The following is a 26,919-nucleotide window of genomic DNA, read 5'->3' on the forward strand; positions in this document are numbered from 1 at the left end:
GGTTCCCGTGTTCTCTTTTTCTCAGTATAGCATATTTTTCTATAATATTTCCACTTATTTTGCTTTTAATGCAATTACACTGAACCAGATAAAAACAGGTCAATCCATAGGTCAATTTTATCTGGACACCTCCGCCAGCCCTTATTTTATGGGCATTCCAGCCTAAAAGTATAGCGGACTCTGACTCCGTCATTTCAAGGTTCGAATCCTTGTAGCCCTGCTAAGTGGAGCACCTCAGATGAGGTGCTTTTTTCATGTTGTAAAAGTCCCGGAAGCCGCGTATTTACTGGCTTTACGGGACTTTTAAAATTTTTTCTGAAACGCTTTTTCGTGGCTCTGAAAGGCGATTTTTTCCTTATTTGGCTTACTGATTTTTACTGCATTTTCGGTGGGCTTATTTTGTGATATTTCCCTACGGTTTTTAAATTTCCAGCAGTTCTTCACTTTTACAGCCGAGTTCTCTTGCCAGACTTAACACATCAATCGCCCTTGTATGGTTGATATCCCTCTGACGCTGTTCAAAAAGCTGGATCTGACGAAGCGCCACACCACTTCTCTTTGCCAGCTCGCTCTGTGACAGACCGGATAGCATCCGAAGCCGCTTCAAATTGGTTTCCACATAGTACTGATCCCATTTTTCATTTATGGTTTCTACAAATCTGGAAATATCCATTTCGTGATAAACTGGATACATGTTTAAAATCTCTTCGATTGAGACCGCATGATAGATTTTCATGAAACTTCGCCCCGTGTACCATTGATAATAGGCCAGTGCCCAACCACACCAGTACTCCGGAGATTTATCCAGATACATTTCATCTTCCAGTTCTGGGATCAACAGACCTGATTTCCGAATTACTTCTTTTACCAGTTCACACCCGGTCTTTCCTGCTACATAAGTCGGATTTCCCGTCTGAAACTGCATTGACACATCCGATACCAGAAACATCTCATAAAACTGATTCGGAGAAAATTCATAAGTATTTACCGCATAGTCCATCATATCTCCAAGTATTTTTTGTGCATTATTCAAATAATCTTCAGAATAAGCGTGGATCATCATTTTCCATTCCCTCTCGCATAATATCCAATATAAACAGTTCGTTTAAATCTGCTTTCTGTCGTTTACTCATTCGATATTCTTTTCTGGCGGCACGCTCCCGCTCTATTTTCTTTATATAGTACGCCTGCATGTCAACCGGTTCACTTTTTACATATTGGATTTTTTCAAATGCCAGCGGACTTTTCAACACAATCTGCTCACCAAGTTTCCCAAGCTGCATAGCTTCCGAAAGCTTCTGTAACGAGATTACCCCTGCCACAAAATCCTGTGCAAACGAAAAATAAGAATCATCCGCCCGATATCCTATGATCACATCATATTCTGAAATATCCAGCAAAAAATGTTCTTTCAGATATCTTTTCCCCTCTTCTGCAATGCTTCCATTCTGCCAGTCGCTCCGTCCCTGTTCTTCCAGTTCCATGTCATACAATTTTCTTATCATGCTGTCCATAATGTTCCGAACCTGCTCTGGTTCCAATTCTCCCTTCTATGAGCATATCTAAATATTTACACCTTGTTACAGATTTGAAGATATAAAAAAAGAGACCAGAATTCAAATTTCCAGTCTCTTCCATTCTTCTATAATCACTCAAAAAACTACGAACATTTTGTTTTAACAAATGCAATAATGTCGTCATTTTTCTTCATGTGCTTTCTCGACTCCAGCCGCCTCTGTGGATACAAGAGAGTGCATCCGATGCTTTGAATACGGATTGCAAAATCAAGCCATTTATCGTTCATTTTTGCGCCTCTCAATAGCCGTAATTCTTTACCTGGAACAGGTTACTTCTCCATCCTCTTTGCTATAGTCAAACTTCCCATCATTTTTCTCTTCCAAAGCTTTTATCATATGGTAGGTATATTCATTATACGGCGTAGGAATCCCAAGTTCCCGCCCCATGCGGACCAACGCGCCTGAGAACATATCAATCTCCGTATGGCGTCCCGCATCCAGATCCTGCAGTGTGGAATATCTGGCTGATGGGGGAACGGCACTTCCATGTCCAGAGGATGCAGCAGCCTTACTTATATCAATTCCTTTTGCAGAAGCAATGGCTTCCAGTTCTCTTCTAAGTCCGTCGCTGATTGCTTTCATATGAACGCTGTCCTGGTAACAGCCAACTCCTGCCCCTAGAATTGCCTGGGGCAGATTATTGCATACATTCAGCCGGAATTTGCTCCACATTTCTTCCCTGATATATTCTGTAGATCGATAATGCAGTCCGGTATCTGCAAAAAGAGCCTCAATGGCCTGCACACGTTCACTGTCATAGGGTGCGCAAGGCTCTCCGAAAATAATGCCAATGGTGGTTTCCGGGTTAAAACAATATCCATTTTCCTCTTTATGGGAAGCAACTTTTATTACCGAATAGATCACATGGGAAGCTCCAATTTCATCGGAAATCAATTTCTCACTGTCCACGCCGTTCATAAGACTCATGACCGTGGTATTCTCTCCTGTAACCTGGCGGATGCTGTCCATTGCACCTGGCAGCGCTCCATATTTCAAAGACACGATCAGCAGGTCTATCCCTTTTGCTTCCTGGGGTGTCCATACTTCCGGATGATAAACCTCATCATTGATCGTGCAGCCTTTTTTCAATTTCTCCGCACGCTTACCCTCTGCAAGAACTCCCAGCCGGATATCCTTCCGCCTGGAAAGCCCCCATATCACATAAGACCCAACCGCACCTGCGCCAAGAACTGCAACTGTTTTTATCTTCATTGTCTTAACCTCCCATGTATATTTTCCCTTCTAGACAGATATTACTATTTTATCATTATCTGATAAAAACTCCATACAAAAATTCTTGCTTTTTTCTACTTGACTCCACAATCCAGGCGGTCTATTCTTTAAACAGACATAAGATTGAGAATCTTTTCGCAACATATTTTACCATTTATTTTTTGGGGGATTTTTTCATATGAAGGTTGTCATCGCAATTGATTCTTTAAAAGGAAGCTTAAGCTCAATAGAAGCCGGAATGGCCATCAGGGAAGGAGTTCTTCGGGCAAAGCCGGATGCAGAAGTCATCGTAAAACCTCTCGCAGACGGCGGAGAGGGCACTACGGACGCCTTGATCGAAGGCATGAACGGAGAGCGGATCGATCTGACCGTCACCGGACCCATGCACACTCCGGTCAAGGCTCATTATGGATATCTGAAAGACAGCAATACCGCTGTCATGGAAATGGCTTCCGCTGCCGGAATCACACTGGTTCCAGATGATGCAAAGGATCCTCTTCTTGCTACCAGCTACGGTGTGGGCGAAATGATAAACCATGCCCTCCAGAAGGGTTGCCGCAATTTTATCATTGGAATCGGCGGAAGCGCCACCAACGACGGCGGCATCGGTATGTTAAAAGCTCTTGGCGTACGTTTTTTGGATGAAAATGATGTGGATGCAGGCGAAGGCGGACAGGCACTGGCGAAGGTTTCCAGAATCGACATTTCCGGCCTGAATCCGCTTTTAAGAGAAGCTCATATTCAGGTGGCATGCGATGTGAATAACCCTCTTTGCGGTGAAATTGGTTCCACATATGTTTACGGTCCGCAAAAAGGTATGACAGAAAATCAGAAAAAGCAATTAGATGAAGATATGGCACATTTTGCGCAAATCACTTCCCAAGCTCTGGGAACGGATTACTGCAATACCCCTGGTGCCGGTGCTGCCGGAGGGCTTGGCTTCGCCTTTCTCTCCTACCTGGGGGGCGACGCTGACGCCTGGGATTGAACTGATTCTGAATGCTGTAGGACTGAAGCAGGAACTTTCTGATGCGGACGTGGTAGTCACCGGTGAAGGCCGCCTGGATTTTCAGACAGCCATGGGAAAAGCCCCTGTAGGCGTGGCGAAACTGGCAAAAAAACACCATGCAAAGGTTATCGCATTTGCCGGAAGTGTCACAAAGGAAGCCGCCGCCTGCAATAAAGAGGGAATTGATGCTTTTTTCCCAATTTTACGAAATGTCTGCACACTTGCGGAGGCTATGGATCCTGCCACTGCAAAAAACAATATGACAGCCACTGCCGAGCAGGTCTTCCGGCTGCTTTAAGCGATATAATGGTTTAATTCTGGCTGTAAACCGAATTAAACCATTATATCGCCTTTCTCCATTTATCCTATTAAAACTTTCTTCCCCTCAAACGCAAACCCATAATGCCTGATCCGCTCCTGTGTAATCCCCAGTCCCAGAAGCTCTGCATCGTATTTTTTCTCTATTATCTGATCGAGTGCAGATTCCACAGTATCTTCAAGTGTTTTTTCCGAATCTGGCTCACGCACCTTAAATTCCAAAATAATTGCATTATCCCGCTTGCTCTTGGGAAGCAGCATTACATCATATCTTCCAAAACCACTTTCTCTGTTAGAACGAACATCATAACGATCTCTGATTTCTATCAGAAGCCCCAGCACAAATCCATGGTAAAAACGTTCCGGTTGTGTTCTCTCAGAGACATATTTTCCAACATCAAAGCTGCTGAACGTTGCAAGTGCAACATCATTCATATACAGATTCATAGCCTTAACATTTCCCTCAAGTAAGGCTCTGATAAATTCATTATAATTTGATGCTACCGGAGCAAACCATCCTTTAAACATATTAGAAAACATGCTTACCGTTTCCAGATTTGTTATATCCAGATGATACCATGGCTCCAGCGTCATTCCCCGATATTCCACGTCCTCCACTTTCAAATACCCACTTGCCACAAGCAGACTCCATATTGCACTTTCATCCTGCTCTAACTGGCTGAATACAACCTGCTCATCAAAGCTGACAGTAATCAGTTCTCCATTTAAAAGCCTTTCCATCTGCTTTTTCATGTCAGCCGAAGCCGTCTGGATTAATTTGCTGATAAGTGCATTAGAACTTGTTGCCGCCCAATATGGCTTTAGTTTCTTTTCCTTCAGATAATTCGTAATTGACCAGGGATTGTAAATATCCCGCCTCTGACCAAAAATAAATCCATCATACCATTGTTTTACTATCTGTTTTTTCTCAGACATTCCAAACGCATCTAAGGCTGAAAAGACCTCTTCTTCTGTAAAACCGAAGCAATCTGCATACTGCTCTGATGTAGTCGTAATCACCGCAAGATTATTTAAGTCCGAAAATACGGATTCTTTTGACACACGGGTAATCCCAGTCATCACCGCTCTTTCCAGATAAGGATTTGTTTTAAAGGCTGCATTAAAAAGCCCCCTCATAAATCCGATAAATTCATCCCAATATCCATGTATATACGCTTCCTGCATGGGCGTATCATATTCATCCAGAAAAATCAAAACCTTTTTTCCATATAATAATTTTAAGTATTTGGAGAGATTTTTCAGCGCATCCTGTGCTGTCACATCATTCATTTCTTCCGTGACAGACAATATATTCTGCTTCTCGCTTTCAGAAAAGCACTCCTGCTGTTCCAAATAGCGATGCTGTCTATACACATCCACAATAATATTTTTAATCTTCTGAACCGCATCCTCATAATTATTCTGCTTCACATCTGCAAAGCTAATAAAAATCACCGGATAGGTTCCCTGCAGCTCACGATATTTCTCCTCTTCCCAAATGGAAAGTCCCTCAAAAAGGTCTCCTCTTTCTGCATACTGTCTTGAAAAAAAACAGTTCAGCATACTCATATTCAGTGTTTTTCCAAATCTCCTCGGACGGGTAATAAGGGTAATATCATCTGCATTTTTCCACCACTGCCTGATGAAATCCGTTTTATCAATATAAAAATAGTGGTTTTCTCTTAAAGAAACATAATCCTGTTTTCCAATACTGATAACCTGTCCCATACCTCACCCTCGCTTTCAAATGCTACGTCTCAAATTAATTCTCGTGGAACCGCGAACTCCGCCTGCGGCTACGTTTGCGTAGCGTAATAATTTGATGCTACGCCTTAAATTATTACTTCATTATACACTATCATCTGAATGCTTTACAAGAACAAGACCACCGGTAGCCACAAAATATTGCCAACCGATAGTCTCCTCCATTTACTCTCTCCCGACCCGGGATGCCATCTTCTCCTTATACATCTCCTGATCCGCTTCCCCCTCTTCTACAAAAAGAATTTCGCAGGAATTATGAACCTGATTCAAAGTTTCCGGTTCATAATCTCCACTGTAACTGATACATACATCTTCTTTATCGAAAGCTGCTCTTAATTCATCAGCAATGTAATTATTTAAGTAAAAATCAGGAGCTTTCATAAATTCCTCCCTTTCTGACTCATATAAACTTTCTATTCATGAGCTTCACAGCAATGTATTCCTCGAATCATTACCTGCAGACAACATACATAAAATCGTTTTCTGTAATTTAGACCTACGAAAAAAAGAGCCGACAGATACAGCCAGCCCTTTTATCACAAGCATTAACAGCCTTTTATTATGTATGTACCGGGCAAGCAGCAGGCTCTAACGCTTCATTTCAAAATCCTGCCCTATATTGTGATGCATCTCGATTGTCTGCTGCATTTCCTGAGGGTCTGTGCATAACATATCCCCACTGACGGTATTTTTCATAGCACTGGCTGCATTTCCATATTCCAGCGCAGCCTGGCAGTTTCCATTCTCCTTTAATAATCCATACAGAAAACCGGAAATATAAGCGTCTCCGCTTCCGATTCTGTCTACAACCTCAATTTTCTCATAAGGCTTTTCTTCATAATAGCTGTCTGTTTTTTTCTCATAGATTACAGAACCAAAAGTATGAGACTTGGGACTGTGCACGATTCTCTGGGTTGCTGCAACTACAGCAATATCATATTCATCAGAAAAACTTTTCAGGATTTCTTTTATATCCCCTGTTTTTCCGAATGTGAGATTAGCTGTGGATTCTGAGCAGAAAAAGATATCTACAATGGGCAAAATCTTTGTAATGCAGTCTCTTGCCTCATCTCCGGTCCACAAATTCCCCCTGAAATTTACATCAAATGAGATCAATGCACCTTTTTCTTTGAATTTTTTCATCATTTCAATAGCATTTTCCCTTACCGGACCGCCAAGTCCCAAGGTGATTCCGCTGGTATGGAAGCATCTTGTATTTTCATACATTTCTTCTGGAAAATCTTCTAAAGATAATTTATTCACAGAAGAATACTTGCGGTCGTAAACCACCTGCGGTTTACGAGGATCTGCGCCATATTCGTAATAGTAAATTCCCAGTCTGGAATCTGCACTGTCATCTCCAGCCAGGTAATCCGTGTCAACACCGTTTCTTCTGATCTCCCTTTTCGCATAATTTCCAATGGCGTGAGACGGAATCTTGGAGATAATACCTGTAGTAAGCCCCAGGTTGGCTGCGCCAACAGCTACATTTAATTCTGCCCCGCCCAGCTGTTTCTCAAATCTGGTGCCCTGGGTTAAACGCTCGTTTCCTTCTGGTGATAAGCGAAGAAGCACTTCGCCTAATGCCAACATATCAAATTTTTTTCCCATTTTATTATCCTCTTATATCCTTTACGATTTCTGCTGCTTCTCTGGTCAGCTTCTCAATTTCATCAAATCTGCCTTCTGTGATCAGTTTTCCTTTTACCATCCAGCTTCCTCCACAGGCAAAAATACGATCGTATTCCAGATATTTCTTTACATTCTCCGGATTGATTCCGCCTGTTGGCATAAAACTTAAGGAAGTATACGGTGCTGCCATTGCCTTAATAAATGCCAGTCCACCAGCCTGCTCCGCCGGGAAAAATTTGATTACGGAAAGTCCTCTGCGTACTGCCTGTGCCGCCTCAGATGGTGTGATGCAGCCTGGAAGTACCGGAATCTTTTTCTTAATACAGTAATCGACAATTTCCGGGTCAAAACCAGGGCTTACAATAAATTCAGCGCCAGCCTGAACAGCACGGTCTACCTGATCCACAGTGAGTACGGTTCCTGCACCAACCAGCATCTCTGGGTGTGCCTCTTTCATAAGACGGATAGCCTCTCCTGCTGCTGCAGTTCTGAAAGTTACCTCTGCGCAGGCAAGTCCGCCATTGCAAAGAGCATCTGCCAGCGGCACTGCATCTTTCTCATTTTCAATTACTACAACCGGTACAATTCCCATTTTTCTGATTTTTTCTAATACTGTGTTCATGCTTTCTCCTTTTTCACCACTTAATTTACTACGAAAATCCTGTCTAACAATAGACATGAGCGTTTTGCAAATATATTGAATTCATCATACCATTTTTTTGTTTTCAACAGATAAGCTCCATTTTTTTAGCAGATATTTCTTTTTTATTATTAAATTCATCTGATGTGCTTATAATATATCTCACCATACTCTATTTGCAATATGTAATTACTACCAATTATTTCCTTCATTTTTAGGTTATTTTTCCATTTTGACAGTTCTTTTTTACAAGTTTCCTGTAACTATAGTCTTTTGCGTTACTGTTCACTGGTAACATTCCGCGAGGTGTTTTTTGTGAACAAAGTTCACAGAAAACCCGAGAGTTGCGGCGCGAAATCATGCAAAGCATGATTTCTGTGCATCGCGAAGCGTGTTACTGTAAACGGAGTGAACAGTAACTCTTTTGCTTTTGCCATAAATATTTCCTGTAAAATTTTTTGACATTCTATTTAAAGCATGATAATATAATTAGTATAAAAAAGGTGCTACTGATAGACGGACCGGGGCGGCTATTTTTGTGGCTTATTAGTATCCTTGCCGAATGTGTATCCGGCACAAAAGCAAGTAATGCCAAAACTCATTACTGCAATAAAGTCCAAAATACTCATTGGCTTAGCCCTCCTTTCCGTTTGATTCCCTTCCGGGTTTCTATGTAATCAGAGGGTCACAGTCCCTCTGCCGAAGGACTAACCGCCTACCGTTATGGTAGCACCCAAATATAATTATATCAGTTGTATTCTTTTTTTATGATTAGTAATCATCTCTAATTTCTGCTTATCTTAAAAGATAAATTTTCTATTCCCCCAGCGTCAACATCGTATCAATACAAGCCTTCGCCTTCACTCTCACATTCTCATCCAGCTTGATCTCTTCTCCGCCCTGACCGCAGACGCAATTATAAACATCCATCAATGTAGTCAGTTTCATATTGTGGCATACGCAGTCCTTAGACAGCGGATAGAATTTCTTATCCGGACACTCGAACTGAAGATGCTGAACAATACTGTTCTCCGTACCGATAATAAATTCTTTGGCATCGCTTTCTTTGGCATATTTCATAATTCCGGTAGTACTTCCAATATAATCAGCCATTGCCGAAACCTCTGGCAGACACTCCGGATGAACCAGTAACTTCGCTTCCGGATGGGCATCTCTTGCTTTTTTCACATCTCTCACGGACATTCTAAGATGAGTAGGGCATCCACCATGAACAAACTTAAATGTCTTCTCTGGAACCTGCTTCTCCACCCATGCGCCAAGGTTGCAGTCCGGGATAAACAGGATCTTGTCATTGTCGATATTGTTCACAATCTTCAACGCAGAAGAAGAAGTTACACACACATCACAAATCGTTTTCAGTTCGGAAGTGGTATTAATATAAGCTACAACTGTATAGTCCGGATTGGACTCTTTCAGTGCGGAAAGCATCTCCACATCCAGCTGCTCTGCCATTGGACATCCTGCACCGCTGTTGGAAAGGTAAACCTTTTTCTCCGGAGAAAGAATCTTCACTGTTTCTGCCATAAATCTTACACCACACATCAGCACGTTCTTCTGCGGAGCCTTAGCCGCCTGCTGGCTCAGTCCATAAGAATCACCTGTGTAATCTGCTACCTCCAGAATCTCATGGCTCTGGTATGCATGCGCCAGAATGCAGATATCTTTTTCCTTCTTTAAACGCAGAATTTCATCCTGCAGCTGTCTTGTTGTCATCATAATCGTTTTTCACTCCTGTGTTTTCATTTATTCCGGAACTTTAATTTTCCATGTATGCCCGAATGTGTTCTTAAATATCTTCTTACCCTCATTGGCTGCTAATAGCTCCACTCTTTTCGGACATTTTCTTAGGATTATATTACCTGCCGTCCTCACTGTCAACAAAAAAGTTTACAGCTATCTTGTCAATTGTAAAGTTTAGTGATATACTACAGGGCATGTCGTTCGGAAAATTTGAATCCGCGCGCACAATTGTAATCATTCACAGAGAAATTTTATAAGCCTGCGCTTCAGATTACTTTTGCAAAATTTCTCTGTACACCAAATTTATCCGTGAAAAAAGGACCATCAATTATGAAAACAGATATCCTCATCGCAGGAAGCGGCTGCTCCGGTCTTTACTGTGCCCTCCAGCTTCCCCGCGACAAAAAAATCACCGTCATCACCAAGTCCGACCTTACCAGTAACGATTCCTTTCTCGCCCAGGGCGGCATGTGCATGCTGAAAGAACAGTCCGACTATGACAGCTTTTTCGAAGACACCATGAAAGCTGGACACTACGAAAATGACAAAAAATCCGTAGAGATCATGATTAAAACCTCCCCGGAGGTTGTCAGGGATCTTGTCTCTTACGGTGCCCAGTTCGAGCGAAACGAAGACGGCAGCCTTGCCTACACCAAAGAAGGCGCCCATTCCACCAACCGTATTATTTTCCACGAGGATGTAACCGGAAAAGAGATCACCAGCACCCTGCTCCGCGAAGTCCAGAAGCTTTCCAATGTAGAACTTCTGGAATACACCACCCTGGTTGATATTCTGGAAAAAGACAACCACTGCTACGGCGCTGTGATCCGCCGTCCAGATGGTTCCCTTGACACCGTTACTGCAACCTATACCGTTCTGGCCAGCGGAGGTGTAGGTGGACTTTACAGACATTCCACCAACTTCCGCCACCTTACCGGCGACGCACTTGCTATTGCAGGTAAGCATAATATTGAACTGCAGAACCCGGATTACGTGCAGATCCACCCTACCACCTTCTACACCAAACATCCGGAAGACCGCAGCTTTCTGATTTCCGAATCTGTCCGTGGCGAAGGTGCCAGACTTTACGACAAAAACATGAACCGTTTCGTAAACGAGCTGCTGCCCCGTGATCTTCTTTCTCAGAAAATTCACGAACAGATGGCAAAAGACGACACCGACTTTGTCTGGGAAGACCTGCGCACCATCCCGGCAGAAACTCTTCGCCACCATTTTCCAAACATTGTTGAACACTGCAGGGAAATGGGCTATGATGTTTTCAAGGAATGTATCCCGGTTGTTCCGGCACAGCATTATTTCATGGGCGGCGTAAAAGTGGATTATCAGAGCCGTTCTTCCATGGAAAATCTCTATGTAGTAGGAGAAGCTGCCTGCAACGGTGTCCATGGCAAAAACCGCCTGGCAAGCAACTCCCTGCTGGAAAGCCTTGTTTTCGCAAGACGGGCAGCGCAGGATATGGCAGAGCACGATCTTAAGAATGCTTCACCCCAGAATGCCATCGAAGTTGCTGATTACCTTGCTTCCCACGTAGACTTCACCCCATACCAGGACATCCAGACCCTGGCTGAAACTTATCACCATCTTGCCACACAGGCCATCACCCTTGGTCAAAATCCAGAAGGCAGAAAGGAATTTTTATATGTATGATCAGGTAACTCTCGGATTAAATGTTGATCCATTCATTTTAAGCGCATTAAAAGAAGATATCACAAGCGAAGACGTATCCACCAACAGCGTAATGCCAGATTCCACCCCAGGCGTTGTAGATCTTATCTGCAAAGAAGATGGAATCATCTGCGGACTCCAGGTTTTTGAGCGTGTTTTCACACTTCTGGATCCATCCACCAGAGCTGAATTCTATGTAAAAGACGGAGACCACGTAGAAAATAAACAGCTTGTAGGAAAAATTTACGGAGATATCCGTGTGCTCCTTTGCGGAGAAAGAACCGCCCTCAACTATCTCCAGAGAATGAGCGGAATCGCCACCTACACAAGCCAGGTTGCAGCTCTTCTTGAGGGAACCGGAATCAAGCTTCTTGACACCAGAAAAACCACCCCGAACAACCGTATTTTCGAGAAATATTCCGTTCGTGTAGGCGGCGGCAATAACCACCGCTATAATCTTTCCGACGGCGTTCTTCTCAAGGACAATCACATCGGTGCCGCAGGAGGCGTAAAACAGGCCATCTCCATGGCAAAAGCCTACGCTCCTTTTGTCCGCAAAATTGAAATAGAGGTAGAAAACCTGGATATGGTAAAAGAGGCAGTAGAAGCTGGTGCGGACATTATCATGCTGGATAATATGACCACTGAACAGCTGAAAGAATCCATCGACTACATTGCCGGACGTGCCGAAATTGAAGTTTCCGGAAATGTAACAAAAGAAAATATTGCCAGACTCACTGGTTTGGGTGTAAATTATGTATCAAGCGGAGCACTTACACATTCTGCTCCTATTATGGATTTATCTATGAAGAATCTTCATCCGGTGGAGTAAGCCCTATTCGGCTGAACTCCCCCACCGACAGTAATTATCAGAATGGAAGTCACCTGTTTCCCGCCATCAACACGTCCCAAAACATGTTTGACAAAGGCTCCACACGGTAACAGGTAACTTTCATCACAAACCAGCAGACAGGAGATAAAAAATGAAAGGTGAAGCAAGACGAAAACAACTTCTGAATATCCTATCTTCCAGCAATAATCCCGTTTCCGGCGGTACCTTAGCTAAGGAATTAAATGTAAGCCGCCAGATTATTGTCCAGGATATTTCTCTCCTGCGTGCCAACGGAGCTACCATTTTTTCCACCAACAAAGGCTATCTGCTCCAGGAGGACAGGAAATATTCCAGAGTTTTTAAGGTTTATCACACAGATGATCAGGTTGAAGAGGAATTAAGCACCATCGTAGACGCCGGCGGCCAGATTCGCGACGTATTCGTCTACCACAAGGTCTACGGCGTGCTGAAAGCTGACATGGGAATCAAATCCCGCCGCGACATCCGCGCCTACATGGAGGAAATCAGCACCGGCAAATCCAGCCTTCTGAAAAATGTAACCTCCGGCTATCACTACCACACCATCGACGCCGAAAGCGAAGAAATCCTGGATGCCATTCAGGAAGAACTTCAGCAGAAGGGGTTTCTTGCGAAATTACAGGACTACGAGCCCGTGGATTTCTGGGGCGATCAGGAATAAAAACGAAAAAAGTTCAAGAACCAGGCTGAGCACACGTCTCATCCTGGTTCTTGTTATTCCAAAAGAATTTCAATCAACTCTGTTATATTTAGAATATTTGAAAATATAAGGAAAAAGCAATCTGTTACCTTCGTCTGACTATTTTGCTTTCCTGGTAATAGCGTTCCTTGTTCTTATACATTCTTTCATCTGCTTCTTTGGCGATGTCATAGATGTTATCCCATTCTTTCTCAGAACTGAAAACATATCCCCATGAGATTGTCATAGAATCCACCAGTTTCCCATGCCATTGTGCAACACGCCGGTCAAAGCTTTCTATTATGCTTTGAAATTCCTTTGTATTTCCGGTGATGATCACAACAAACTCATCTCCTCCGATTCTGTAGACATTTCCATACTTTCCAAAACTTTCCCTCATACAATTGGCCGCTGCACATATAAGTTCATCGCCTGCAGCATGTCCAAGAGAATCATTTGTATGTTTCAGGTTATTAAGATCCATGGAAATATATATCCATTCCTCGCGGAGATCAAGGTTGTTTATCCTTTCTTCGTATGCATGTCGGTTAAAGCATCTTGTAAGTTCATCTGTGTTTGATATGTACAGCAGTTTTTCTTTTTCATATTTTTCTTTCATAACTCTTGAAAGCATGTAGAACATACAGCAGGAAGCCAATACAAGATACACGCCAACTATGAGAACCGCAAAAATATTTCCTTGCCGATAAAAGGAACTGTCTATAGTTACAGCTACAATATAGTCATCATACTGACTGAGTAAACATTTGCAGCGTTTTCCACCTATCCTTATGAGTCGGACATCTGTCTCGCCGCTTTTTTTATCAGATGATACAACAAGCCCTTCCAGTTTCACGCCTATCTGTCTGGAATCCGTAGCACCTTTTACAATTTTGGTCTGGGAGTCTGCCACGAAAATTTCGATTCCCTTATAAACAGGCATATCACTTACTACAGCGGAGATTTCGTTTTGCTTTAGTTCTTTAAGCAGACGCTTTGGTTCGATGCCGATCTGGATCATTCTGGTACCGGCTTCGTTCCATGTAATGGCATACATCAGTTCCTTTCCTTCAGCGGTATTCGGAGTAACATCCTGACACATGGTAAGCTTTTTATCTGTAAGCATAGGCTTAAAATATTCCATCTGCTCTCCGGAGTCAAAACTGAAGCCATAGTATTTAGGCAAAGTACCACTGTAGATATATCCGTTTTTATCAAACAGATGAATTTCGTCTACTAATATCAAATCTGCTATTTTCTGCAATTCTTCTACATCATATTCCACCTGTGGTTTTGCATCTATAATATAGGATACAGCCTTTGCTCTTACTATATAATCGTCCTTTAGCGATTCGATGAGTCCATTTTCACTATCATCATTTTTATTGAGCACGGTGATAACACGATCCAGCAGTACTTTTGACATCCTGTATGTATTACTGTCATTGACATACTTTAAAATTCCGGCTTCAAGCAATAATGCAATCGCAATGGTTGCAAACGCTAAAAAAACAAGCTTTTTTTTCTTCATAAATATATTTTATCATAATTTCCATATGTAAACCATACATAATTTGCATGAATTTTCTCCGAAATTACCGTTCGGTTACTGTTCACTCCGTTCACAGTAACGCGCTTCGCGATGCACAAAAAGACGAACCTTCTTGTGACAAGCACAAGAAGTAGCGTTCACAACCTGGCCGGCAACTCATAAGATTTTTTTGTTATGTAAACCAATCATACTCGCCTAATTGCCTTTCAAAAACTGTTGAATATGATACCTTCTTATTGTCACGAGCAAAAAAATTACCTCATCTCGTGCGCATAATTCCCCCATATTTTCACATACTATCCATACACTACAAAATATGGAAACCCACAAAACAAACAAGCTCTATAGTGTGTTTAAAAAAGTCAATTGTTTCCCACAATTGCATCATAAAGTACAGGAGGAACAGATAAATGAAAGCCACAGGAATCGTAAGAAGAATAGATGATCTGGGCCGGGTGGTCATCCCAAAAGAAATCCGTCGGACCCTGCGAATCAAAGAAGGTACCCCACTTGAAATTTTCACCGACCGTGAAGGTGAAATCATTCTGAAAAAATACTCCCCAATCGGAGAGCTTAGCCTTTTTGCAAAAGAATACGCCGAGTCCCTCTCCCATTCCACCGGCATGCTTTCCTGCATCACCGACCACGACCAGGTAGTAGCTGCTGCCGGTCCGGGAAGTAAGGAATTCATTGGAAAATTGATCAGCAGCCAGCTGGAAGCTGTTATCAATGACAGAGAAGCCAAATGTCTTAGTGCCAAAGACCGTGGCAAAGTCCCTGTGGTGGATGAACAGCCAGCTCCATCCACATCCCAGGTCATCCAGCCCATCATAGCCGCCGGAGATGCTATCGGCAGTGTCATCCTCATGGGAAAAACCGACAAAGACATTCCCGGCGCCAGCGAAAAGCTTCTGGCGCAGACCGCCGCCGGGTTTCTTGGACGACAGATGGAACAATAATTTTGTTATCGCTGCAGTCAACGTCTCGATAGAGCCTGTTTGAAAAATTATTCCCGCAATCTGCCAGTGAACAGAAACTAAAAAACTGCTGTATCCATTTAGCCCTTCTTCAAAGTCCATTAAATGGTACAGCAGTTTTCGAATTTATATACCTCAACAATCCTGTTCTGTTTTCTCTTCAGATACAGTGCTACCCTGCTTGCCCTGATCCCGCATCTTCTGCCTCTGCCTGGTAATATCAAAATACTCCGGCGAAATAATCCCACGGGCAACCAGTGCATCAAAAACCTCCTTCTGCGACCGCGTCATCACCATACCCACAGTTGAATTATAATCTGTAAGCACACATCCTGTCTTCTCGATCATCCAGAACAGTGCCGAATCATTCTCCGGGATCATCTTCCAAATCTCCTTCTCCGGATATGGCAAAAGCGCCATCATGGTCTGAAGATGGCCCTTCTCCTCAATCAATCTGTAATCCCCATCCGGCATAATAACGCCATCTGAGAAATTCGGAATCTGATCAGCTTTCTGCAAAAGCTCCTCTGTAATCTTCACCACAAGTTACCCCCTGTAAATTATTTTTTAACGGACATGTCGCCTGTCGGCTACATCACCATATATGAAAGTCAGCTGTTCCGCGCCTATGGCGCTCCCACAGCTGCCGACATCATTTATTTTTCACAGCACCGCACATGTTTTCCCCTATTATACCATGCCGCTTATATAAGTGCCACCAATTTAAATTTTCTCATTTTCATGAATTAATGAATAACCTCCAATTTTCTGGACACCCTATAAATACAGACAGGTACAACAGCTGTGAACAGAATGTATGTAGAGGTGAAAAGAATATGAGGAAAAACAGAACAGCAAAATTTATTTTCAACGGCGCTCTCCTTGCAGTTATGGCAGTTCTCGGAGTGACCGCTTACCAGGTTGCAAACAAACCAGAACATATTCAGGAAGTGCTTCCATTGGAAAGCACCAAGGAAAATGACACTGCCAAAGCAGATGGAGCCAACTCAACTGATGATTCGTCCCTTGCAGAAGCAGGTACTAACATGGTAGAAGCAGATCTGGACGGAATTTCCGATACCGGAATCCTAGACAGTGAGTCTTTGATAAACCAATCAGATAATTCATCCGCAACAGACATGGCAAGCCTTGACAATACCGTGGACTTAACCAATTCTGCTGACATTAACGATACCGCTGATATTTCCAGCTCCTCTGACATTGGAGAAAGTACCAGCGTAAACGCCCAGATCTCCCTGCACAAAGGACCGGAAATCAACTTCTCGGAAGATACATTAATGGAGTGGCCGGTAAACGGACATGTTCTCATTGATTACAGCATGGATCAGAGTGTTTACTTCCCAACTCTGGATCAGTATAAACTGAGCCCTGCGATTTCCGTACAAGCAGTGGAAGGTGCCCCTGTAGTTTCCGCAGTAAACGGAACCGTATATTCGATTGAAAATAATGCCCAAACTGGCACTACCGTCACCATGGAGCTTGGAAACGGCTACCAGGCAATCTATGGTCAGCTTACTGATCTGGACGTTGCTGAAGGCGATACCGTCACCAAAGGTTCCATCATAGGCTATGTCGCAGCTCCTACCATTTATTACAGCGAAGAAGGCAGTAACCTGTACTTCGCCATGAAAAAAGACGGAGAACCAATCGACCCGATCACGTATCTGCCGTAAAAAAAATTCAGTCCATGAAATATCAACATTCACAAAAGTAAAAAAACAACGTATAATAAAGCAGGTGGGAAAATCCGCAGTCGGTACCTAAATCCTACCTGCTTTTTCCAGTCCTTCCAGGCAGCTAAGAGCCCGGAACCCGCCATGGTAGCCATTCTGACACGCTATAGTATTCTTTTGGACTGCAAATAATATACCAGCTTACCGATTGCTTTTTATAAAAATAAGGAGCATTGTCAGCCAGTTAACAGCATGACGATACTCCTTTACATAAATATTTATTTAATTCCTAAACGGACATGTCGCCTGTCGGCGACATCACCATATATGAAAGTCAGCTGTTCCGCGCCTATAGCGCTCCCACAGCTGCCGACCGCATTCGTAATCCGGGCTATCACCCTACTTACTCATACGCTCTAGCCCGTCCGATATCCAATAATTCGCTCATGCAAGCATGGCTCATTCTTGGCTGCCGTCCGGGACTTTCATAGTAAAACATTAAGAACTTTCACCTTACAACCCAAAAAGGAGCCCCATGAATTACACCTACATCGTCCAGTGTGCCGACGGTACTCTTTACACCGGATGGACAAACTGTCTGGAAAAGCGCCTAAAAGCCCACAACAGCGGCAAAAACGGAGCCAAATACACCAAAACCAAACGTCCGGTAACTCTTGTCTACTACGAAGGCTACGCCACCAAAGAAGAAGCCATGAGCCGGGAATATGCAATCAAACAATTAACCCGGGCGAAAAAATTAGCCCTGATGGAATTTTAAAGGAGGTCACAGTTCCCTCTAAATATTAAAAGTTATTAAAAAACTTGTCTAAAATATTTTACCTTACCATATCATCAAATCGGCATATTCGCCACAAAACAATACATCACAATAAAATGACACGCGCTTCCCAGCATAATAAATACGTGGAAAATCTCATGTGACCCAAAATTCTTATGTTTCGCATTAAAGATGGGAAGCTTCAGTGCATAGATCACACCGCCAATCGTATAAATAATTCCCCCCGCCAGCAGCCAGCCAAATCCAGCCTTAGGCAATGCATGAATAATTGGCATGAACGCAAGCACACACAACCAGCCCATTCCAATATACAGCACAGAAGAAATCCATTTCGGACAAGTCACCCAGAATGCCTTAAATACAATTCCCAGAATTGCTGTCGCCCACACAAGTGCGCAAAGTATATATCCAATCTTGTTATGAAGAACAATCAGGCACACCGGCGTATAGCTTCCAGCGATCATTACAAAGATCATCATATGATCCAGCTTCTTCAGTCTGCGGTTCACCTTCGCCGTAGAATCAACGGAATGATAAAGAGTACTTGCCGCATAAAGCAGCATCATCGTAAGAATAAACACTCCCAGTGCCACAATATGAATATGATCGCTCCACTCTGACGAGCGAATCAATAAAGGCGCTGCTCCCACTGCTGCCAGAAGAAAAGCAATCCCATGTGTAATCGCACTTCCCGGATCTTTTAATTTAAATTTCATGATAGCACCTCCTAGAACTTTTCCAAAGCAACTTTGCAAGCAATCAGTTTGATCCCTGAGCTGCAATGTTTTTGCAAACTTTATCATGTAGTTTTAATTACTACGTCATCAAGTATGTGTTATACTATAACACTTTTTTTGAAAAATTCAAGGGGTTTTATAAAACTTTTATAATAAAAGTAATTTTTCGATTTTCAGCAACATTTTTCACCTCTCCATCTCCATCACTGCCTCAACCTCCATCTCCGGAAAATATGTCTCCAATATCTCCTCCCAGCTACTCCCTTTCTTCGCCATCTCATTCCCCCCATACTGGGAAAATCCAATTCCATGTCCTTTTCCTTTGCATAAAAAGCGCACCATTTTTCCTACTTTCTGCACTGAAAAATCTGCGGAAGCCAGATGCATGCCCTGGCGAAAAGTCTCACCCTCAAGCCAGTTTCCATCAGCTGTCAGCGCAGTCACATAACCGGCACTATCTCGCTTTTTGACCACCAGCTTCGCAGGAAGCTGACTGGCAGGCACATATGTACTGTTTACATAATCTGGTGCCTCCCTGTCCTGACTACTTTCCACTGATTTCAGATAGCCATAATCTGCACTGTGAAAAACCTCTTTCCCATCCCTGGTTTTACCGCTGCTGATCTCATGATAGGGAACTAATTTCAGCTTTCCATTATATGTAAGAACCTGCCCGACTGTTGCCTCTGCCGCTGCTCCATACTGCTGCAGCTTATCCACCGCACTCAGTAATTTCCAGACACCTCCATACCCAACAACAAAACTCCTGCCACTATTTAATTCTGCTATTCGGAAGGATAACACCTCTTCATCTTCTGTCGCAGTTGTCATTTGCTCAACTCTTCTTTCCCTGTTTTTCCCTGCGATACTTTCACTTACTTCATCCAGAATTTCTCCTTCACTTTCCCCCTCCTCCAGCCGCCTGTACACCTCCGACCTTGCAATCACCGCCTGAGATTTCACCGCTTCCTCCGCATAATCCCCTTTCATCTGTACCATCAACATCAGCGGAACCATATCCTCCACCCCCGGAGAATGCAGTAAAAGTGCTTTATCAGCCCCATTCAAGGCAATTGTACACATATACGGTAGTAATAAAATGAATGGAATAAACATCCCTGAAGAATAAAAGCTCCGAAACCATTTTCTCATATATTTCCTGCACTTTGCCATTGCTTAAAAATAATTGGCATACCTGATGTTCTAGAGCCTGTTTGAAAAATCATTCCTGCAATCTGCACGCCCCACTTTGCGGTATATTTCACCCGAATTCGGTTGTCGTAGCCCGCTACGACGCCCTCATCCGGGCAAAATCTCCCACAAATTGTGACGCACATCTTGCAGAAAGCCTTTTTCAAACACGCTCTAGGTTTCAGGAATCTTTCTCGCTTTGCCGCATAAGCAACAGCTCTCCTGTCTATCTCATTTCTCCTTATTATATGCACAATTGCAAAAACTTATTAACCGTAGTATACTGTACCCATTGTTGCGCAGACACGGTAACAAAGCGTGTAACTGCTAATTTTCAAAGTAAATATAACGGAGGTTTTTCATGGCCGCACTCTTTCTCGCACCCCTATACATCCTGATCAATGCATACGTTGTCCGTTGGATGATACGATGGATGGGCGCCTGTCACAGACTTTTTCAGACAATGGCATTTCGCGCTTCCTTTATAGGAGTTTACATAATATTAGCAACAGCCCTGCTCACCGGCTTTCTCATCAAAAAGCCGGCCAACCTGCACCGTATTCTCAAGCATACAGGTAACTATTTTCTCGGAACTTTCATCTATATTCTGCTGGTAATCGCTGTCGTTGATTTTGGCCGTCTGATACTGAAATACATATTCCATGCCCCGTTTATCGGGCACCGCAGCACTTTCGTCATCACAGGCCTGATCTGCACCATACTGATCATCAGCCTCAGTGTTTACGGAATCCTTCATGTAACCCATGTGAAAACTACACCTTATGAGATAAACGTTGAAAAAACAGTTGACGGCATGGATTCCCTGAAAATAGTCCTTCTCGCTGATACCCATTTCGGCTACAGCATGGGAACCGCCCAGGCAAAACGAATTGTGAAAAAGATCAATACTGAAAATCCAGATGTAGTCTGTATCGCAGGTGATATTTTCGATAATGAATATGACGCCATTTCCAAACCAGATAAATTAAAAGAAATTTTAAAAGGAATTAAGTCCAAATATGGAGTTTACGCCTGCTGGGGCAATCACGACCTGAACGAACCAATCCTGGCAGGTTTCACCTTCAACGGAACAGAAGATAACTACAACGATCCCAGAATGGAAGAATTTCTTACAGACGCAGGAATCCACCTGCTAGACGATGAAGCTGTTCTGATCGACAACAAATTTTATATTGTCGGCCGCCGGGATGCCTCCCGCTGTGAAAAAGTAGAAGGCTCCAGAGCCACTCCGGCCCAGCTTACCGAATCGCTGGACCAGGGAAAACCAATTATTTTCATTGACCATCAGCCAAAAGAATTAGACGAGACAGCTGCTGCCGGTGTTGACCTTGACCTTTGTGGTCACACCCATGACGGCCAGATTTTCCCCGGAAACCTGATTATCCATCTATTCTGGGAAAATTCCTGTGGCTACCTTCGAAAAGGAACTATGCACAACATTGTCACTTCCGGGGCCGGGATCTGGGGTCCGAACATGAGAGTCGGCACCAACAGCGAAATCTGTCCGATTACAGTTCATTTTAACAATTAATGTAACTATACCACAGATACTATACCGCGAGATGTTTTCGTGAACATAGTTCACAGTTACCAATTAATTTTTCAAATATTGCCGGTTCAGATTTTAAGCCATTCCAACCATGCTTCACTGTATTTATATACAGAGCCAACCATCACATATCCACCTGACAATATAGGTTTCATAGTTACATTAAATCAACCGATTATGCCCCTACGGACTGCCTCTGCACCCCCATCGTTCCATGCAAGGCAGTCCTTTCTCATGTGAAACATCCCGTATCCGATTTCCCCTTCTTCCTCGCAGCCCAGCCCTTTCCACTAAAGCCTGTCCACGCTTCACCACATCTATTCCTTCCAGCATCTTTCCCTGGAAAAATCTTCCCACTATACCTTTTTCATATATCTCATAAGCTTCATGCGCGCCCAGCTCCCAGCCAGTCACCACACTCAGCCATCCATTCATCCTTACAGCCAGTCCGCCGATTCCATCAATCAGTCCCTTTATTCCCTGCATACCCCGTCCATTTTCACTCATCACTCCCATGAAAAAACAAGTCACCACGGTCATCACCATATTGAAACGTTCTTTCAAACTGAATTTATTTTCCCGATTGAAATATTTTTTCAATAATCTCATAAAGGCCCTCCTTCTTGTCATGCCTGTCCAAAATCCAAAAGCTTATCACCGCTGCTGTCTCCTAATGCAATTAACTTTGTACCATTTCGGGCACTTTTTCTGCCTCCGGCAGACTGCACGGACAGCTCACAGCAAACAGCCGCCAGAATATGTTTGAAAAAACTCCTCTGCGAACTGCGCACTTTTCATGATTGTGCAGGTTCTAGAGCGTGTTTGAAAAAGGCTTTCTGCAAGATGTGCGTCACAATTTGTGGGAAATTTTGTCCGGATGAAGGCGCCGTAGCGGGCTACGGCAACTGAATTCGGGCAAAATATACCGCAAAGTGGGGCGTGCAGATTGCGGGAATGATTTTTCAAACAGGCTCTAGTAATATTTATGTCTGCCAATACAATCCATAGAACCATTTTTTATAAATTTTCCCCATTTCACCCCTTATTGACACACTTGTCCCCCACTGCTACAATAACCCTAACAACAACTTTTACCGCTTTCCCAAAGAAAGGAGCACCCTATGGCAAAAGAACAGATTGCAGTTGCAGAACTGATTACAAACATTATTCTGGGAAAAACGGACGGAGCCAGCCGGGTAGATTTCTTCCCGCAAAAGCCTAAATTTCCATTTGACAAACCATACGAGCAGCCATTTCCCCGCGCCACGCCGGAGAGCCAGGGTATTTCCTCTGACATGCTGGCCGACCTGCTGCGGGATCTGGACACTTCACACTATACAGACATGCACCATTTCATGGTTCTCCGAAATGGAAAGGTCGTTTGCGAGGCCAATTTCGCCCCCTACCGCAGCCGGATCTGGCACGTGACCCATTCCATGTGCAAAAGCATCACCGGCATGGCAATTGGTCTTCTGGTTGAGGAAGGCAAGCTTTCCCTGGATGAGAACATTTACGACATTTTCCAGAAGAACCTGAACACCTTTAACAAGATTTTCCGCCCTAAAGTCACTGTAGAAAATCTTCTCACAATGACCAGCGGTGTCACTTTCAATGAATCGGGGATCGTCTCTGGAAACGACTGGCTCACCAGCTACCTGAATTCTTCCATCACTGGCACCCCCGGGAAAAATTTCCAGTACAACAGCCTGAATACCTACGTTCTGTCCGCCATCGTCACGGAACGCACCGGCCAGTCACTTACCGAATACCTGGAACCGCGGCTTTTCGCTCCCCTTGGAATCACCCGCTATTTCTGGGAAACCTGCCCTAAGGGCATTACCAAAGGCGGCTGGGGACTTTTCCTCTGCACTGAGGACATGGCTAAATTAGGTCAGCTTTATCTTCAGAAGGGTAAATGGAACGATCAGCAGATTATCCCGGAATTCTGGGTTGAAGTCTCCACCGCCAAGCATAAGGAGAGCATTGAAGGTACTTTCGGCTATGGCTACCAGCTGTGGATGGAAGCCCGCCCAGGCAGCTTTGAATTCAATGGAATGCTTGGTCAGAATGTAATCGTTTACCCTGACATGAACATGGTTGTAGTCACAAACGCTGGAAATAACGAACTTTTCCAGAACTGCGTCATGCTGAACATTATCCGCAAGCATTTTCCGCGCAACTTTCATCCTGCAGATATTCTGCCTGAAAACCCATGTGCCCAGACACTCCTGAACCGCCTGACTGCCGAGCTTGAAAACGGCACTCACGCGCCTCAGACACTTCCAGCCCTCCGAAAAGGCGGCTGGAGAAAAAATCCATCTGGGCTCCGCCACAGTACTAACGCAAGACCGAATATCTGGAATTACATGAAGGGACTTCCTGAACCGAATCCTTACCAGTTCACCCAACAGCTTAATGGCAAAATTTTTGAACTTTCTCCACAGAGCATTGGTCTTTTCCCGCTGTTTATCCAGATTTTCCACAATAATATGACAGAAGGTGTGCAAAAGATTTCATTCGCCTGTGAAAAAGGCAATTTCTCCGTAAACTTTATGGAATCCGGCGAATGGCACAGCATCCCGACAGGACTTGGAAAATTCAAAGAATCCTGGCTTACCCTCCACGAGGAAAGCTATCTGATTGCAGCCTCCGGAGATTTCACTACAGATGAAAACGGAACCGCCGTCCTGAAGCTGGACTTCACCTTCCTTGAAGAATGTGTTCGAAGAAAAATCAACATTTTCTTCTTGCCCGAAGATGAAATTCTCATCCGCTGGTACGAAACACCAGGCAAAGGCATGATCATGGAAGGTCTGGAATCCATCACCGAAGAAATCTCCAACAACTTTCTCTATGGAGCCTTCAAGGGCACAGGCGGCCTGGAGCTCCTTCACAGGGTAATGGAACAGACTATTGAACCGGTTTCGCATGGGTATCTGGTGACACCCGCTGAAGAGGCTCCGGAACAGGGATCAGTTTCATCCTTAAATGAATCAGATTGCGGAGAACTCTCATCAGAACCCAGTGAAATAACGACCACTTCCTATTCTACAGAAAGTTTGTAATGCACCATATATCGCACTTTAATAGCAAGAAAATTTTTACGACCAAATATGCGGTCAATCAGGAGGTACCCCATGATTTCCCAGGAAAAACGCTTAATCATCACCTTTCGCTGCACCACCGACGCCATCGCCATGGAGAAATCCTGCAAAGCCACTGGTGCTCCAGGAAGACTGATTCCGGTTCCAAGAAGTATCTCTGCCAGCTGCGGACTTTCCTGGTGTGCGCCCCCCACAAGCCGCACTGCCCTTGAGAAACTACTTCAGGATCAGGACCTGGATCCTGAGGGCATATATGAGTGTATAATTTAATTATTAAACAGGCTTTCTGCAAGATGTGCATCACAATTTGTGGGAGATTTCGCCCGGATGAGGGCGCCGTAGCGGGCTACGGCAACTGAATTCGGGCGAAATATACCGCAAAGTGGGATGTGCAGATTGCGGGAATGATTTTTCAAACAGGCTCTAATGCAGTACAAATTAATTTTCAGCATTACTCACGCAATATATTAAAAATTTACTGTGTCAGAGTATCCATTACTTAATATATGCTGTATTATAGAGTCTGTTAAAAAATATCAATTCAAAAAATACAATATAGATAGTAGGAGGAATTACACATGGAAACCAAAACATTTGATGCAAGAGGAATGGCCTGCCCACTCCCAGTTGTAAACGCAAAGAAAGAATCCGAAGAAATGACAAATGGCGGCACCCTTATCATTCTCGTTGACAATGAAATTGCCGTCCAGAACCTTACCAAATTTGGCAACAGCAAAGGCTTTACAGTCTCTTCTGAGAAAAAAACAAAGAAAGATTTCACCGTAACCTTCCAGATTCCGGAAAACAGCACAGCCCCAACACCAGCAGCTGAATCCGCCGTTCCAGCCTGCACCCCGGATTCCAAGAAACATGGTCTTGTAGCCGTCCTTTCCGCCAATACCATGGGAAATGGTGAAGAACAGCTTGGAAAGATTCTTATGAAATCCTTCATTTTCGCTCTCACCAAACAGGATCAGCTCCCAGAGATCATTCTGTGCTACAACTCCGGAGCATCCCTTACCTGCGAAGACTCCGATTCCCTGGAAGATCTGAAATCTTTGGAAGCCGAGGGTGTAAAGATTCTCACCTGCGGTACCTGCCTTGATTTCTATGGTTTAAAAGAAAAACTGGCAGTTGGTGGCGTTACTAATATGTACGAAATTGTAGAAATTATGGAAAGCGCAGGAACTATCGTGCGCCCATAATAATTACTGTTTACTCCGTTCACAAAAATACCTTACAGAACATTACCAGTGAACAATAAACCAATAATTCTCTAAATAACTTCTAAATAATGAAAATCCACGCTTTAAAATCACTAATTTTCTCAGTAATCAAATTTTTGGCCTTAAGAAAATTTCAAAATTAAAGCGTGGATTTTTACTATTATATGAGACATATCTGAGACATCTTATTTTCAATGGGATACAAATGGGACATATGCTTGGGATTAATTAGAGCGTGTTTGAGAATTATAAGAAAATATAAAAAGACCGGAAACCCTCATAAACAAAGGATTTCCGGCATTTCTTGAAGTGAAGCATCGGGGATTCGAACCCCGGACAACTTGATTAAAAGTCAAGTGCTCTACCAACTGAGCTAATGCTCCATATTAAATTTGTCATATATTTCACATCTTAAACGCCAAGTTTTTTTCTAAACAACCTTCGGCATTTAAAATGCCCAGAGCCGGAATCGAACCAGCGACACGAGGATTTTCAGTCCTCTGCTCTACCAACTGAGCTATCTGGGCATAAGTAGCGGGAATAGGATTTGAACCTATGACCTTCGGGTTATGAGCCCGACGAGCTTCCAGACTGCTCCATCCCGCGATATATTCTTTTAAAACCAAAAGCCGATGATCGGACTCGAACCGATAACCTGCTGATTACAAATCAGCTGCTCTGCCAATTGAGCCACATCGGCACGTAACCACTGGCTACAACAGATGAATTATATTCATCAAATGGATGGAGAAGGATTCGAACCTTCGAAGGCATCGCCAGCAGATTTACAGTCTGTCCCCTTTGGCCACTCGGGAATCCATCCATATGGGACCTATAGGGCTCGAACCTATGACCCTCTGCTTGTAAGGCAGATGCTCTCCCAGCTGAGCTAAGATCCC

30 protein-coding genes, 6 tRNA genes and 3 pseudogenes are annotated in these 26,919 nt (G+C 43.6%); 16 read left to right on the forward strand and 23 right to left on the reverse strand.

Annotated elements, in window-relative coordinates; genetic code table 11:
* Window positions 1-421 precede the first annotated feature (421 nt).
* The 3 genes from ABHC48_RS01745 to ABHC48_RS01755 form a co-directional block, all read right to left on the reverse strand.
* A complete protein-coding gene (locus ABHC48_RS01745; protein ID WP_195698869.1) occupies window positions 422-1,063 on the reverse strand; it encodes a helix-turn-helix transcriptional regulator in 642 nt (213 codons plus the stop codon).
* Window positions 1,041-1,541 carry a DUF3990 domain-containing protein gene (locus ABHC48_RS01750; protein WP_272066899.1) on the reverse strand — a complete coding sequence of 167 codons (501 nt, stop codon included), beginning with the start codon at window positions 1,539-1,541 and terminating at the stop codon, window positions 1,041-1,043. Before ABHC48_RS01750 ends, ABHC48_RS01745 begins: the two co-directional genes overlap by 23 nt.
* A gap of 291 nt (window positions 1,542-1,832) precedes the next feature.
* Complete coding sequence (locus tag ABHC48_RS01755; RefSeq protein ID WP_118583213.1) at window positions 1,833-2,789, reverse strand: 2-dehydropantoate 2-reductase; 957 nt, start codon at window positions 2,787-2,789, stop codon at window positions 1,833-1,835.
* A gap of 199 nt (window positions 2,790-2,988) precedes the next feature.
* On the opposite strand from ABHC48_RS01755, the gene ABHC48_RS01760 reads away from it, so the two are divergent.
* Window positions 2,989-3,798, forward strand: coding sequence for a glycerate kinase (locus tag ABHC48_RS01760; protein ID WP_334285418.1), 810 nt, complete (start codon window positions 2,989-2,991; stop codon window positions 3,796-3,798).
* Window positions 3,746-4,117: a glycerate kinase gene (locus tag ABHC48_RS01765; RefSeq protein ID WP_334285137.1), complete on the forward strand. Its 372-nt coding sequence runs from the start codon at window positions 3,746-3,748 to the stop codon at window positions 4,115-4,117. The genes ABHC48_RS01760 and ABHC48_RS01765 overlap by 53 nt, the downstream gene beginning before the upstream one ends.
* Window positions 4,118-4,179: 62 nt before the next feature.
* Here the strand turns inward: ABHC48_RS01765 and ABHC48_RS01770 are convergent, their stop codons facing one another.
* The 5 genes from ABHC48_RS01770 to nadA all read right to left on the reverse strand — a co-directional run bounded on the left by ABHC48_RS01770 (window position 4,180) and on the right by nadA (window position 9,907).
* Window positions 4,180-5,865 carry an AAA family ATPase gene (locus ABHC48_RS01770; RefSeq protein WP_195478368.1) on the reverse strand — a complete coding sequence of 562 codons (1,686 nt, stop codon included), beginning with the start codon at window positions 5,863-5,865 and terminating at the stop codon, window positions 4,180-4,182.
* A gap of 201 nt (window positions 5,866-6,066) precedes the next feature.
* Window positions 6,067-6,282 (reverse strand): hypothetical protein, encoded by a 216-nt coding sequence (locus ABHC48_RS01775; protein ID WP_195391714.1) that lies wholly within the window; start codon window positions 6,280-6,282, stop codon window positions 6,067-6,069.
* Window positions 6,283-6,489: 207 nt separating this feature from the next.
* Window positions 6,490-7,512, reverse strand: coding sequence for a sugar kinase (locus tag ABHC48_RS01780; protein WP_195698867.1), 1,023 nt, complete (start codon window positions 7,510-7,512; stop codon window positions 6,490-6,492).
* Between the two features lie 4 nt (window positions 7,513-7,516).
* The gene (locus ABHC48_RS01785; RefSeq protein ID WP_148463445.1) at window positions 7,517-8,155 is read right to left on the reverse strand and encodes a bifunctional 4-hydroxy-2-oxoglutarate aldolase/2-dehydro-3-deoxy-phosphogluconate aldolase; all 639 of its coding nucleotides are present in this window, start codon (window positions 8,153-8,155) and stop codon (window positions 7,517-7,519) included.
* Between the two features lie 834 nt (window positions 8,156-8,989).
* Complete coding sequence (nadA, locus tag ABHC48_RS01790; protein WP_173736485.1) at window positions 8,990-9,907, reverse strand: quinolinate synthase NadA; 918 nt, start codon at window positions 9,905-9,907, stop codon at window positions 8,990-8,992.
* 357 nt (window positions 9,908-10,264) lie between these two features.
* On the opposite strand from nadA, the gene ABHC48_RS01795 reads away from it, so the two are divergent.
* From ABHC48_RS01795 to ABHC48_RS01805, 3 genes are all read left to right on the forward strand, one after another.
* Complete coding sequence (locus ABHC48_RS01795) at window positions 10,265-11,602, forward strand: L-aspartate oxidase (protein ID WP_173736479.1); 1,338 nt, start codon at window positions 10,265-10,267, stop codon at window positions 11,600-11,602.
* Window positions 11,595-12,452 carry a carboxylating nicotinate-nucleotide diphosphorylase gene (gene nadC / locus ABHC48_RS01800; protein ID WP_173736480.1) on the forward strand — a complete coding sequence of 286 codons (858 nt, stop codon included), beginning with the start codon at window positions 11,595-11,597 and terminating at the stop codon, window positions 12,450-12,452. The genes ABHC48_RS01795 and nadC overlap by 8 nt, the downstream gene beginning before the upstream one ends.
* Before the next feature lie 151 nt (window positions 12,453-12,603).
* Window positions 12,604-13,152, forward strand: a complete 549-nt coding sequence (locus ABHC48_RS01805) for a transcription repressor NadR (RefSeq protein ID WP_195409944.1) — start codon at window positions 12,604-12,606, stop codon at window positions 13,150-13,152.
* A 124-nt stretch (window positions 13,153-13,276) separates the two neighbouring features.
* Here the strand turns inward: ABHC48_RS01805 and ABHC48_RS01810 are convergent, their stop codons facing one another.
* Window positions 13,277-14,701 carry a GGDEF domain-containing protein gene (locus ABHC48_RS01810; RefSeq protein WP_195409945.1) on the reverse strand — a complete coding sequence of 475 codons (1,425 nt, stop codon included), beginning with the start codon at window positions 14,699-14,701 and terminating at the stop codon, window positions 13,277-13,279.
* Between the two features lie 431 nt (window positions 14,702-15,132).
* Here ABHC48_RS01810 and spoVT point away from each other — a divergent pair, with 431 nt between their 5' ends.
* Window positions 15,133-15,681 carry a stage V sporulation protein T gene (spoVT, locus tag ABHC48_RS01815; protein WP_173717488.1) on the forward strand — a complete coding sequence of 183 codons (549 nt, stop codon included), beginning with the start codon at window positions 15,133-15,135 and terminating at the stop codon, window positions 15,679-15,681.
* Window positions 15,682-15,834: 153 nt separating this feature from the next.
* Here the strand turns inward: spoVT and ABHC48_RS01820 are convergent, their stop codons facing one another.
* Window positions 15,835-16,242 (reverse strand): hypothetical protein, encoded by a 408-nt coding sequence (locus tag ABHC48_RS01820; RefSeq protein WP_226837975.1) that lies wholly within the window; start codon window positions 16,240-16,242, stop codon window positions 15,835-15,837.
* 293 nt (window positions 16,243-16,535) lie between these two features.
* On the opposite strand from ABHC48_RS01820, the gene ABHC48_RS01825 reads away from it, so the two are divergent.
* Both ABHC48_RS01825 and ABHC48_RS01830 read left to right on the forward strand, forming a co-directional pair.
* Entirely contained in the window at window positions 16,536-17,393 is an 858-nt protein-coding gene (locus ABHC48_RS01825; protein ID WP_173719532.1) for a M23 family metallopeptidase, read from the forward strand.
* Window positions 17,394-17,928: 535 nt separating this feature from the next.
* Entirely contained in the window at window positions 17,929-18,171 is a 243-nt protein-coding gene (locus tag ABHC48_RS01830; RefSeq protein WP_148463437.1) for a GIY-YIG nuclease family protein, read from the forward strand.
* Between the two features lie 74 nt (window positions 18,172-18,245).
* On the opposite strand, the gene ABHC48_RS01835 is transcribed toward ABHC48_RS01830, so the two are convergent.
* From ABHC48_RS01835 to ABHC48_RS01845, 3 genes are all read right to left on the reverse strand, one after another.
* Window positions 18,246-18,908, reverse strand: a complete 663-nt coding sequence (locus tag ABHC48_RS01835; RefSeq protein ID WP_118583187.1) for a hemolysin III family protein — start codon at window positions 18,906-18,908, stop codon at window positions 18,246-18,248.
* Window positions 18,909-19,115: 207 nt separating this feature from the next.
* The gene (locus tag ABHC48_RS01840) at window positions 19,116-20,081 is read right to left on the reverse strand and encodes a SpoIID/LytB domain-containing protein (RefSeq protein WP_195982907.1); all 966 of its coding nucleotides are present in this window, start codon (window positions 20,079-20,081) and stop codon (window positions 19,116-19,118) included.
* Complete coding sequence (locus tag ABHC48_RS01845; protein ID WP_302672392.1) at window positions 20,078-20,266, reverse strand: DUF6783 domain-containing protein; 189 nt, start codon at window positions 20,264-20,266, stop codon at window positions 20,078-20,080. Before ABHC48_RS01845 ends, ABHC48_RS01840 begins: the two co-directional genes overlap by 4 nt.
* Here ABHC48_RS01845 and ABHC48_RS01850 point away from each other — a divergent pair.
* Window positions 20,186-20,518 (forward strand): DUF6783 domain-containing protein, encoded by a 333-nt coding sequence (locus ABHC48_RS01850; protein ID WP_313720568.1) that lies wholly within the window; start codon window positions 20,186-20,188, stop codon window positions 20,516-20,518. The genes ABHC48_RS01845 and ABHC48_RS01850 overlap by 81 nt on opposite strands.
* A 104-nt stretch (window positions 20,519-20,622) precedes the next feature.
* On the opposite strand, the gene ABHC48_RS01855 is transcribed toward ABHC48_RS01850, so the two are convergent.
* Complete coding sequence (locus ABHC48_RS01855; protein WP_313720459.1) at window positions 20,623-20,886, reverse strand: hypothetical protein; 264 nt, start codon at window positions 20,884-20,886, stop codon at window positions 20,623-20,625.
* A gap of 48 nt (window positions 20,887-20,934) precedes the next feature.
* Between ABHC48_RS01855 and ABHC48_RS01860 the strand changes: the two genes are divergently transcribed.
* Complete coding sequence (locus ABHC48_RS01860) at window positions 20,935-21,672, forward strand: metallophosphoesterase (RefSeq protein WP_347505124.1); 738 nt, start codon at window positions 20,935-20,937, stop codon at window positions 21,670-21,672.
* Window positions 21,673-21,873: 201 nt separating this feature from the next.
* On the opposite strand, the gene ABHC48_RS01865 is transcribed toward ABHC48_RS01860, so the two are convergent.
* Window positions 21,874-22,299 carry a hypothetical protein gene (locus ABHC48_RS01865; protein ID WP_118583182.1) on the reverse strand — a complete coding sequence of 142 codons (426 nt, stop codon included), beginning with the start codon at window positions 22,297-22,299 and terminating at the stop codon, window positions 21,874-21,876.
* A gap of 126 nt (window positions 22,300-22,425) precedes the next feature.
* A pseudogene (locus ABHC48_RS01870) lies at window positions 22,426-22,596 on the reverse strand (DUF6783 domain-containing protein); the annotation flags it as partial.
* Here ABHC48_RS01870 and ABHC48_RS01875 point away from each other — a divergent pair.
* The 4 genes and pseudogenes from ABHC48_RS01875 to ABHC48_RS01890 all read left to right on the forward strand — a co-directional run bounded on the left by ABHC48_RS01875 (window position 22,534) and on the right by ABHC48_RS01890 (window position 25,153).
* Window positions 22,534-22,698 (forward strand): annotated as a pseudogene (locus ABHC48_RS01875) (DUF6783 domain-containing protein). The pseudogenes ABHC48_RS01870 and ABHC48_RS01875 overlap by 63 nt on opposite strands.
* 113 nt (window positions 22,699-22,811) lie before the next feature.
* On the forward strand, window positions 22,812-24,755 hold the full coding sequence (locus ABHC48_RS01880) for a serine hydrolase (protein ID WP_347505126.1): 1,944 nt from the start codon (window positions 22,812-22,814) through the stop codon (window positions 24,753-24,755).
* A gap of 72 nt (window positions 24,756-24,827) precedes the next feature.
* On the forward strand, window positions 24,828-25,064 hold the full coding sequence (locus tag ABHC48_RS01885) for a DUF3343 domain-containing protein (protein WP_187565855.1): 237 nt from the start codon (window positions 24,828-24,830) through the stop codon (window positions 25,062-25,064).
* A gap of 23 nt (window positions 25,065-25,087) precedes the next feature.
* The gene (locus ABHC48_RS01890) at window positions 25,088-25,153 is read left to right on the forward strand and encodes a DUF6783 domain-containing protein (RefSeq protein WP_347505129.1); all 66 of its coding nucleotides are present in this window, start codon (window positions 25,088-25,090) and stop codon (window positions 25,151-25,153) included.
* On the opposite strand, the pseudogene ABHC48_RS01895 reads toward ABHC48_RS01890, so the two are convergent.
* A pseudogene (locus ABHC48_RS01895) lies at window positions 25,127-25,231 on the reverse strand (DUF6783 domain-containing protein); the annotation flags it as partial. The gene ABHC48_RS01890 and the pseudogene ABHC48_RS01895 sit on opposite strands and share 27 nt — an antisense overlap.
* Between ABHC48_RS01895 and ABHC48_RS01900 the strand changes: the two are divergent.
* Both ABHC48_RS01900 and yedF read left to right on the forward strand, forming a co-directional pair.
* Entirely contained in the window at window positions 25,184-25,297 is a 114-nt protein-coding gene (locus ABHC48_RS01900) for a hypothetical protein (protein ID WP_347505127.1), read from the forward strand. The pseudogene ABHC48_RS01895 and the gene ABHC48_RS01900 overlap by 48 nt on opposite strands.
* 75 nt (window positions 25,298-25,372) lie before the next feature.
* Window positions 25,373-25,999, forward strand: a complete 627-nt coding sequence (gene yedF / locus ABHC48_RS01905; RefSeq protein WP_195698860.1) for a sulfurtransferase-like selenium metabolism protein YedF — start codon at window positions 25,373-25,375, stop codon at window positions 25,997-25,999.
* 331 nt (window positions 26,000-26,330) lie between these two features.
* On the opposite strand, the gene ABHC48_RS01910 is transcribed toward yedF, so the two are convergent.
* The 6 genes from ABHC48_RS01910 to ABHC48_RS01935 all read right to left on the reverse strand — a co-directional run bounded on the left by ABHC48_RS01910 (window position 26,331) and on the right by ABHC48_RS01935 (window position 26,919).
* Window positions 26,331-26,403: transfer RNA gene (locus ABHC48_RS01910), tRNA-Lys, on the reverse strand.
* A 71-nt stretch (window positions 26,404-26,474) separates the two neighbouring features.
* Window positions 26,475-26,547: transfer RNA gene (locus ABHC48_RS01915), tRNA-Phe, on the reverse strand.
* A gap of 5 nt (window positions 26,548-26,552) precedes the next feature.
* Window positions 26,553-26,626: transfer RNA gene (locus ABHC48_RS01920), tRNA-Met, on the reverse strand.
* Between the two features lie 21 nt (window positions 26,627-26,647).
* A tRNA-Thr gene (locus ABHC48_RS01925) sits at window positions 26,648-26,720 on the reverse strand.
* A gap of 41 nt (window positions 26,721-26,761) precedes the next feature.
* Window positions 26,762-26,843: transfer RNA gene (locus ABHC48_RS01930), tRNA-Tyr, on the reverse strand.
* 3 nt (window positions 26,844-26,846) lie between these two features.
* A tRNA-Val gene (locus ABHC48_RS01935) sits at window positions 26,847-26,919 on the reverse strand.

It is taken from the genome of Ruminococcus sp. 1001136sp1 (genome assembly GCF_039841815.1).
Lineage (GTDB): Bacteria > Bacillota > Clostridia > Lachnospirales > Lachnospiraceae > Blautia_A > Blautia_A faecis.

Excerpts from the sequence above, each read along its gene's own strand:
- ABHC48_RS01745 (WP_195698869.1), bottom strand. The coding sequence starts at position 1,063 with ATGATGATCCACGCTTATTCTGAAGATTATTTGAATAATGCACAAAAA.
- ABHC48_RS01755 (WP_118583213.1), bottom strand. The coding sequence starts at position 2,789 with ATGAAGATAAAAACAGTTGCAGTTCTTGGCGCAGGTGCGGTTGGGTCT.
- ABHC48_RS01760 (WP_334285418.1), top strand. The coding sequence starts at position 2,989 with ATGAAGGTTGTCATCGCAATTGATTCTTTAAAAGGAAGCTTAAGCTCA.
- ABHC48_RS01770 (WP_195478368.1), bottom strand. The coding sequence starts at position 5,865 with ATGGGACAGGTTATCAGTATTGGAAAACAGGATTATGTTTCTTTAAGA.
- ABHC48_RS01775 (WP_195391714.1), bottom strand. The coding sequence starts at position 6,282 with ATGAAAGCTCCTGATTTTTACTTAAATAATTACATTGCTGATGAATTA.
- ABHC48_RS01780 (WP_195698867.1), bottom strand. The coding sequence starts at position 7,512 with ATGGGAAAAAAATTTGATATGTTGGCATTAGGCGAAGTGCTTCTTCGC.
- ABHC48_RS01785 (WP_148463445.1), bottom strand. The coding sequence starts at position 8,155 with ATGAACACAGTATTAGAAAAAATCAGAAAAATGGGAATTGTACCGGTT.
- nadA (WP_173736485.1), bottom strand. The coding sequence starts at position 9,907 with ATGACAACAAGACAGCTGCAGGATGAAATTCTGCGTTTAAAGAAGGAA.
- ABHC48_RS01795 (WP_173736479.1), top strand. The coding sequence starts at position 10,265 with ATGAAAACAGATATCCTCATCGCAGGAAGCGGCTGCTCCGGTCTTTAC.
- nadC (WP_173736480.1), top strand. The coding sequence starts at position 11,595 with ATGTATGATCAGGTAACTCTCGGATTAAATGTTGATCCATTCATTTTA.
- ABHC48_RS01805 (WP_195409944.1), top strand. The coding sequence starts at position 12,604 with ATGAAAGGTGAAGCAAGACGAAAACAACTTCTGAATATCCTATCTTCC.
- ABHC48_RS01810 (WP_195409945.1), bottom strand. The coding sequence starts at position 14,701 with ATGAAGAAAAAAAAGCTTGTTTTTTTAGCGTTTGCAACCATTGCGATT.
- spoVT (WP_173717488.1), top strand. The coding sequence starts at position 15,133 with ATGAAAGCCACAGGAATCGTAAGAAGAATAGATGATCTGGGCCGGGTG.
- ABHC48_RS01825 (WP_173719532.1), top strand. The coding sequence starts at position 16,536 with ATGAGGAAAAACAGAACAGCAAAATTTATTTTCAACGGCGCTCTCCTT.
- ABHC48_RS01830 (WP_148463437.1), top strand. The coding sequence starts at position 17,929 with ATGAATTACACCTACATCGTCCAGTGTGCCGACGGTACTCTTTACACC.
- ABHC48_RS01835 (WP_118583187.1), bottom strand. The coding sequence starts at position 18,908 with ATGAAATTTAAATTAAAAGATCCGGGAAGTGCGATTACACATGGGATT.
- ABHC48_RS01840 (WP_195982907.1), bottom strand. The coding sequence starts at position 20,081 with ATGAGAAAATGGTTTCGGAGCTTTTATTCTTCAGGGATGTTTATTCCA.
- ABHC48_RS01845 (WP_302672392.1), bottom strand. The coding sequence starts at position 20,266 with ATGTGCGTCACAATTTGTGGGAGATTTTGCCCGGATGAGGGCGTCGTA.
- ABHC48_RS01855 (WP_313720459.1), bottom strand. The coding sequence starts at position 20,886 with ATGGGTTACATGAAGGATTCCGTAAACACTGAGGCTGATGATCAGTAT.
- ABHC48_RS01860 (WP_347505124.1), top strand. The coding sequence starts at position 20,935 with ATGGATTCCCTGAAAATAGTCCTTCTCGCTGATACCCATTTCGGCTAC.
- ABHC48_RS01865 (WP_118583182.1), bottom strand. The coding sequence starts at position 22,299 with ATGAGATTATTGAAAAAATATTTCAATCGGGAAAATAAATTCAGTTTG.
- ABHC48_RS01880 (WP_347505126.1), top strand. The coding sequence starts at position 22,812 with ATGGCAAAAGAACAGATTGCAGTTGCAGAACTGATTACAAACATTATT.
- ABHC48_RS01885 (WP_187565855.1), top strand. The coding sequence starts at position 24,828 with ATGATTTCCCAGGAAAAACGCTTAATCATCACCTTTCGCTGCACCACC.
- yedF (WP_195698860.1), top strand. The coding sequence starts at position 25,373 with ATGGAAACCAAAACATTTGATGCAAGAGGAATGGCCTGCCCACTCCCA.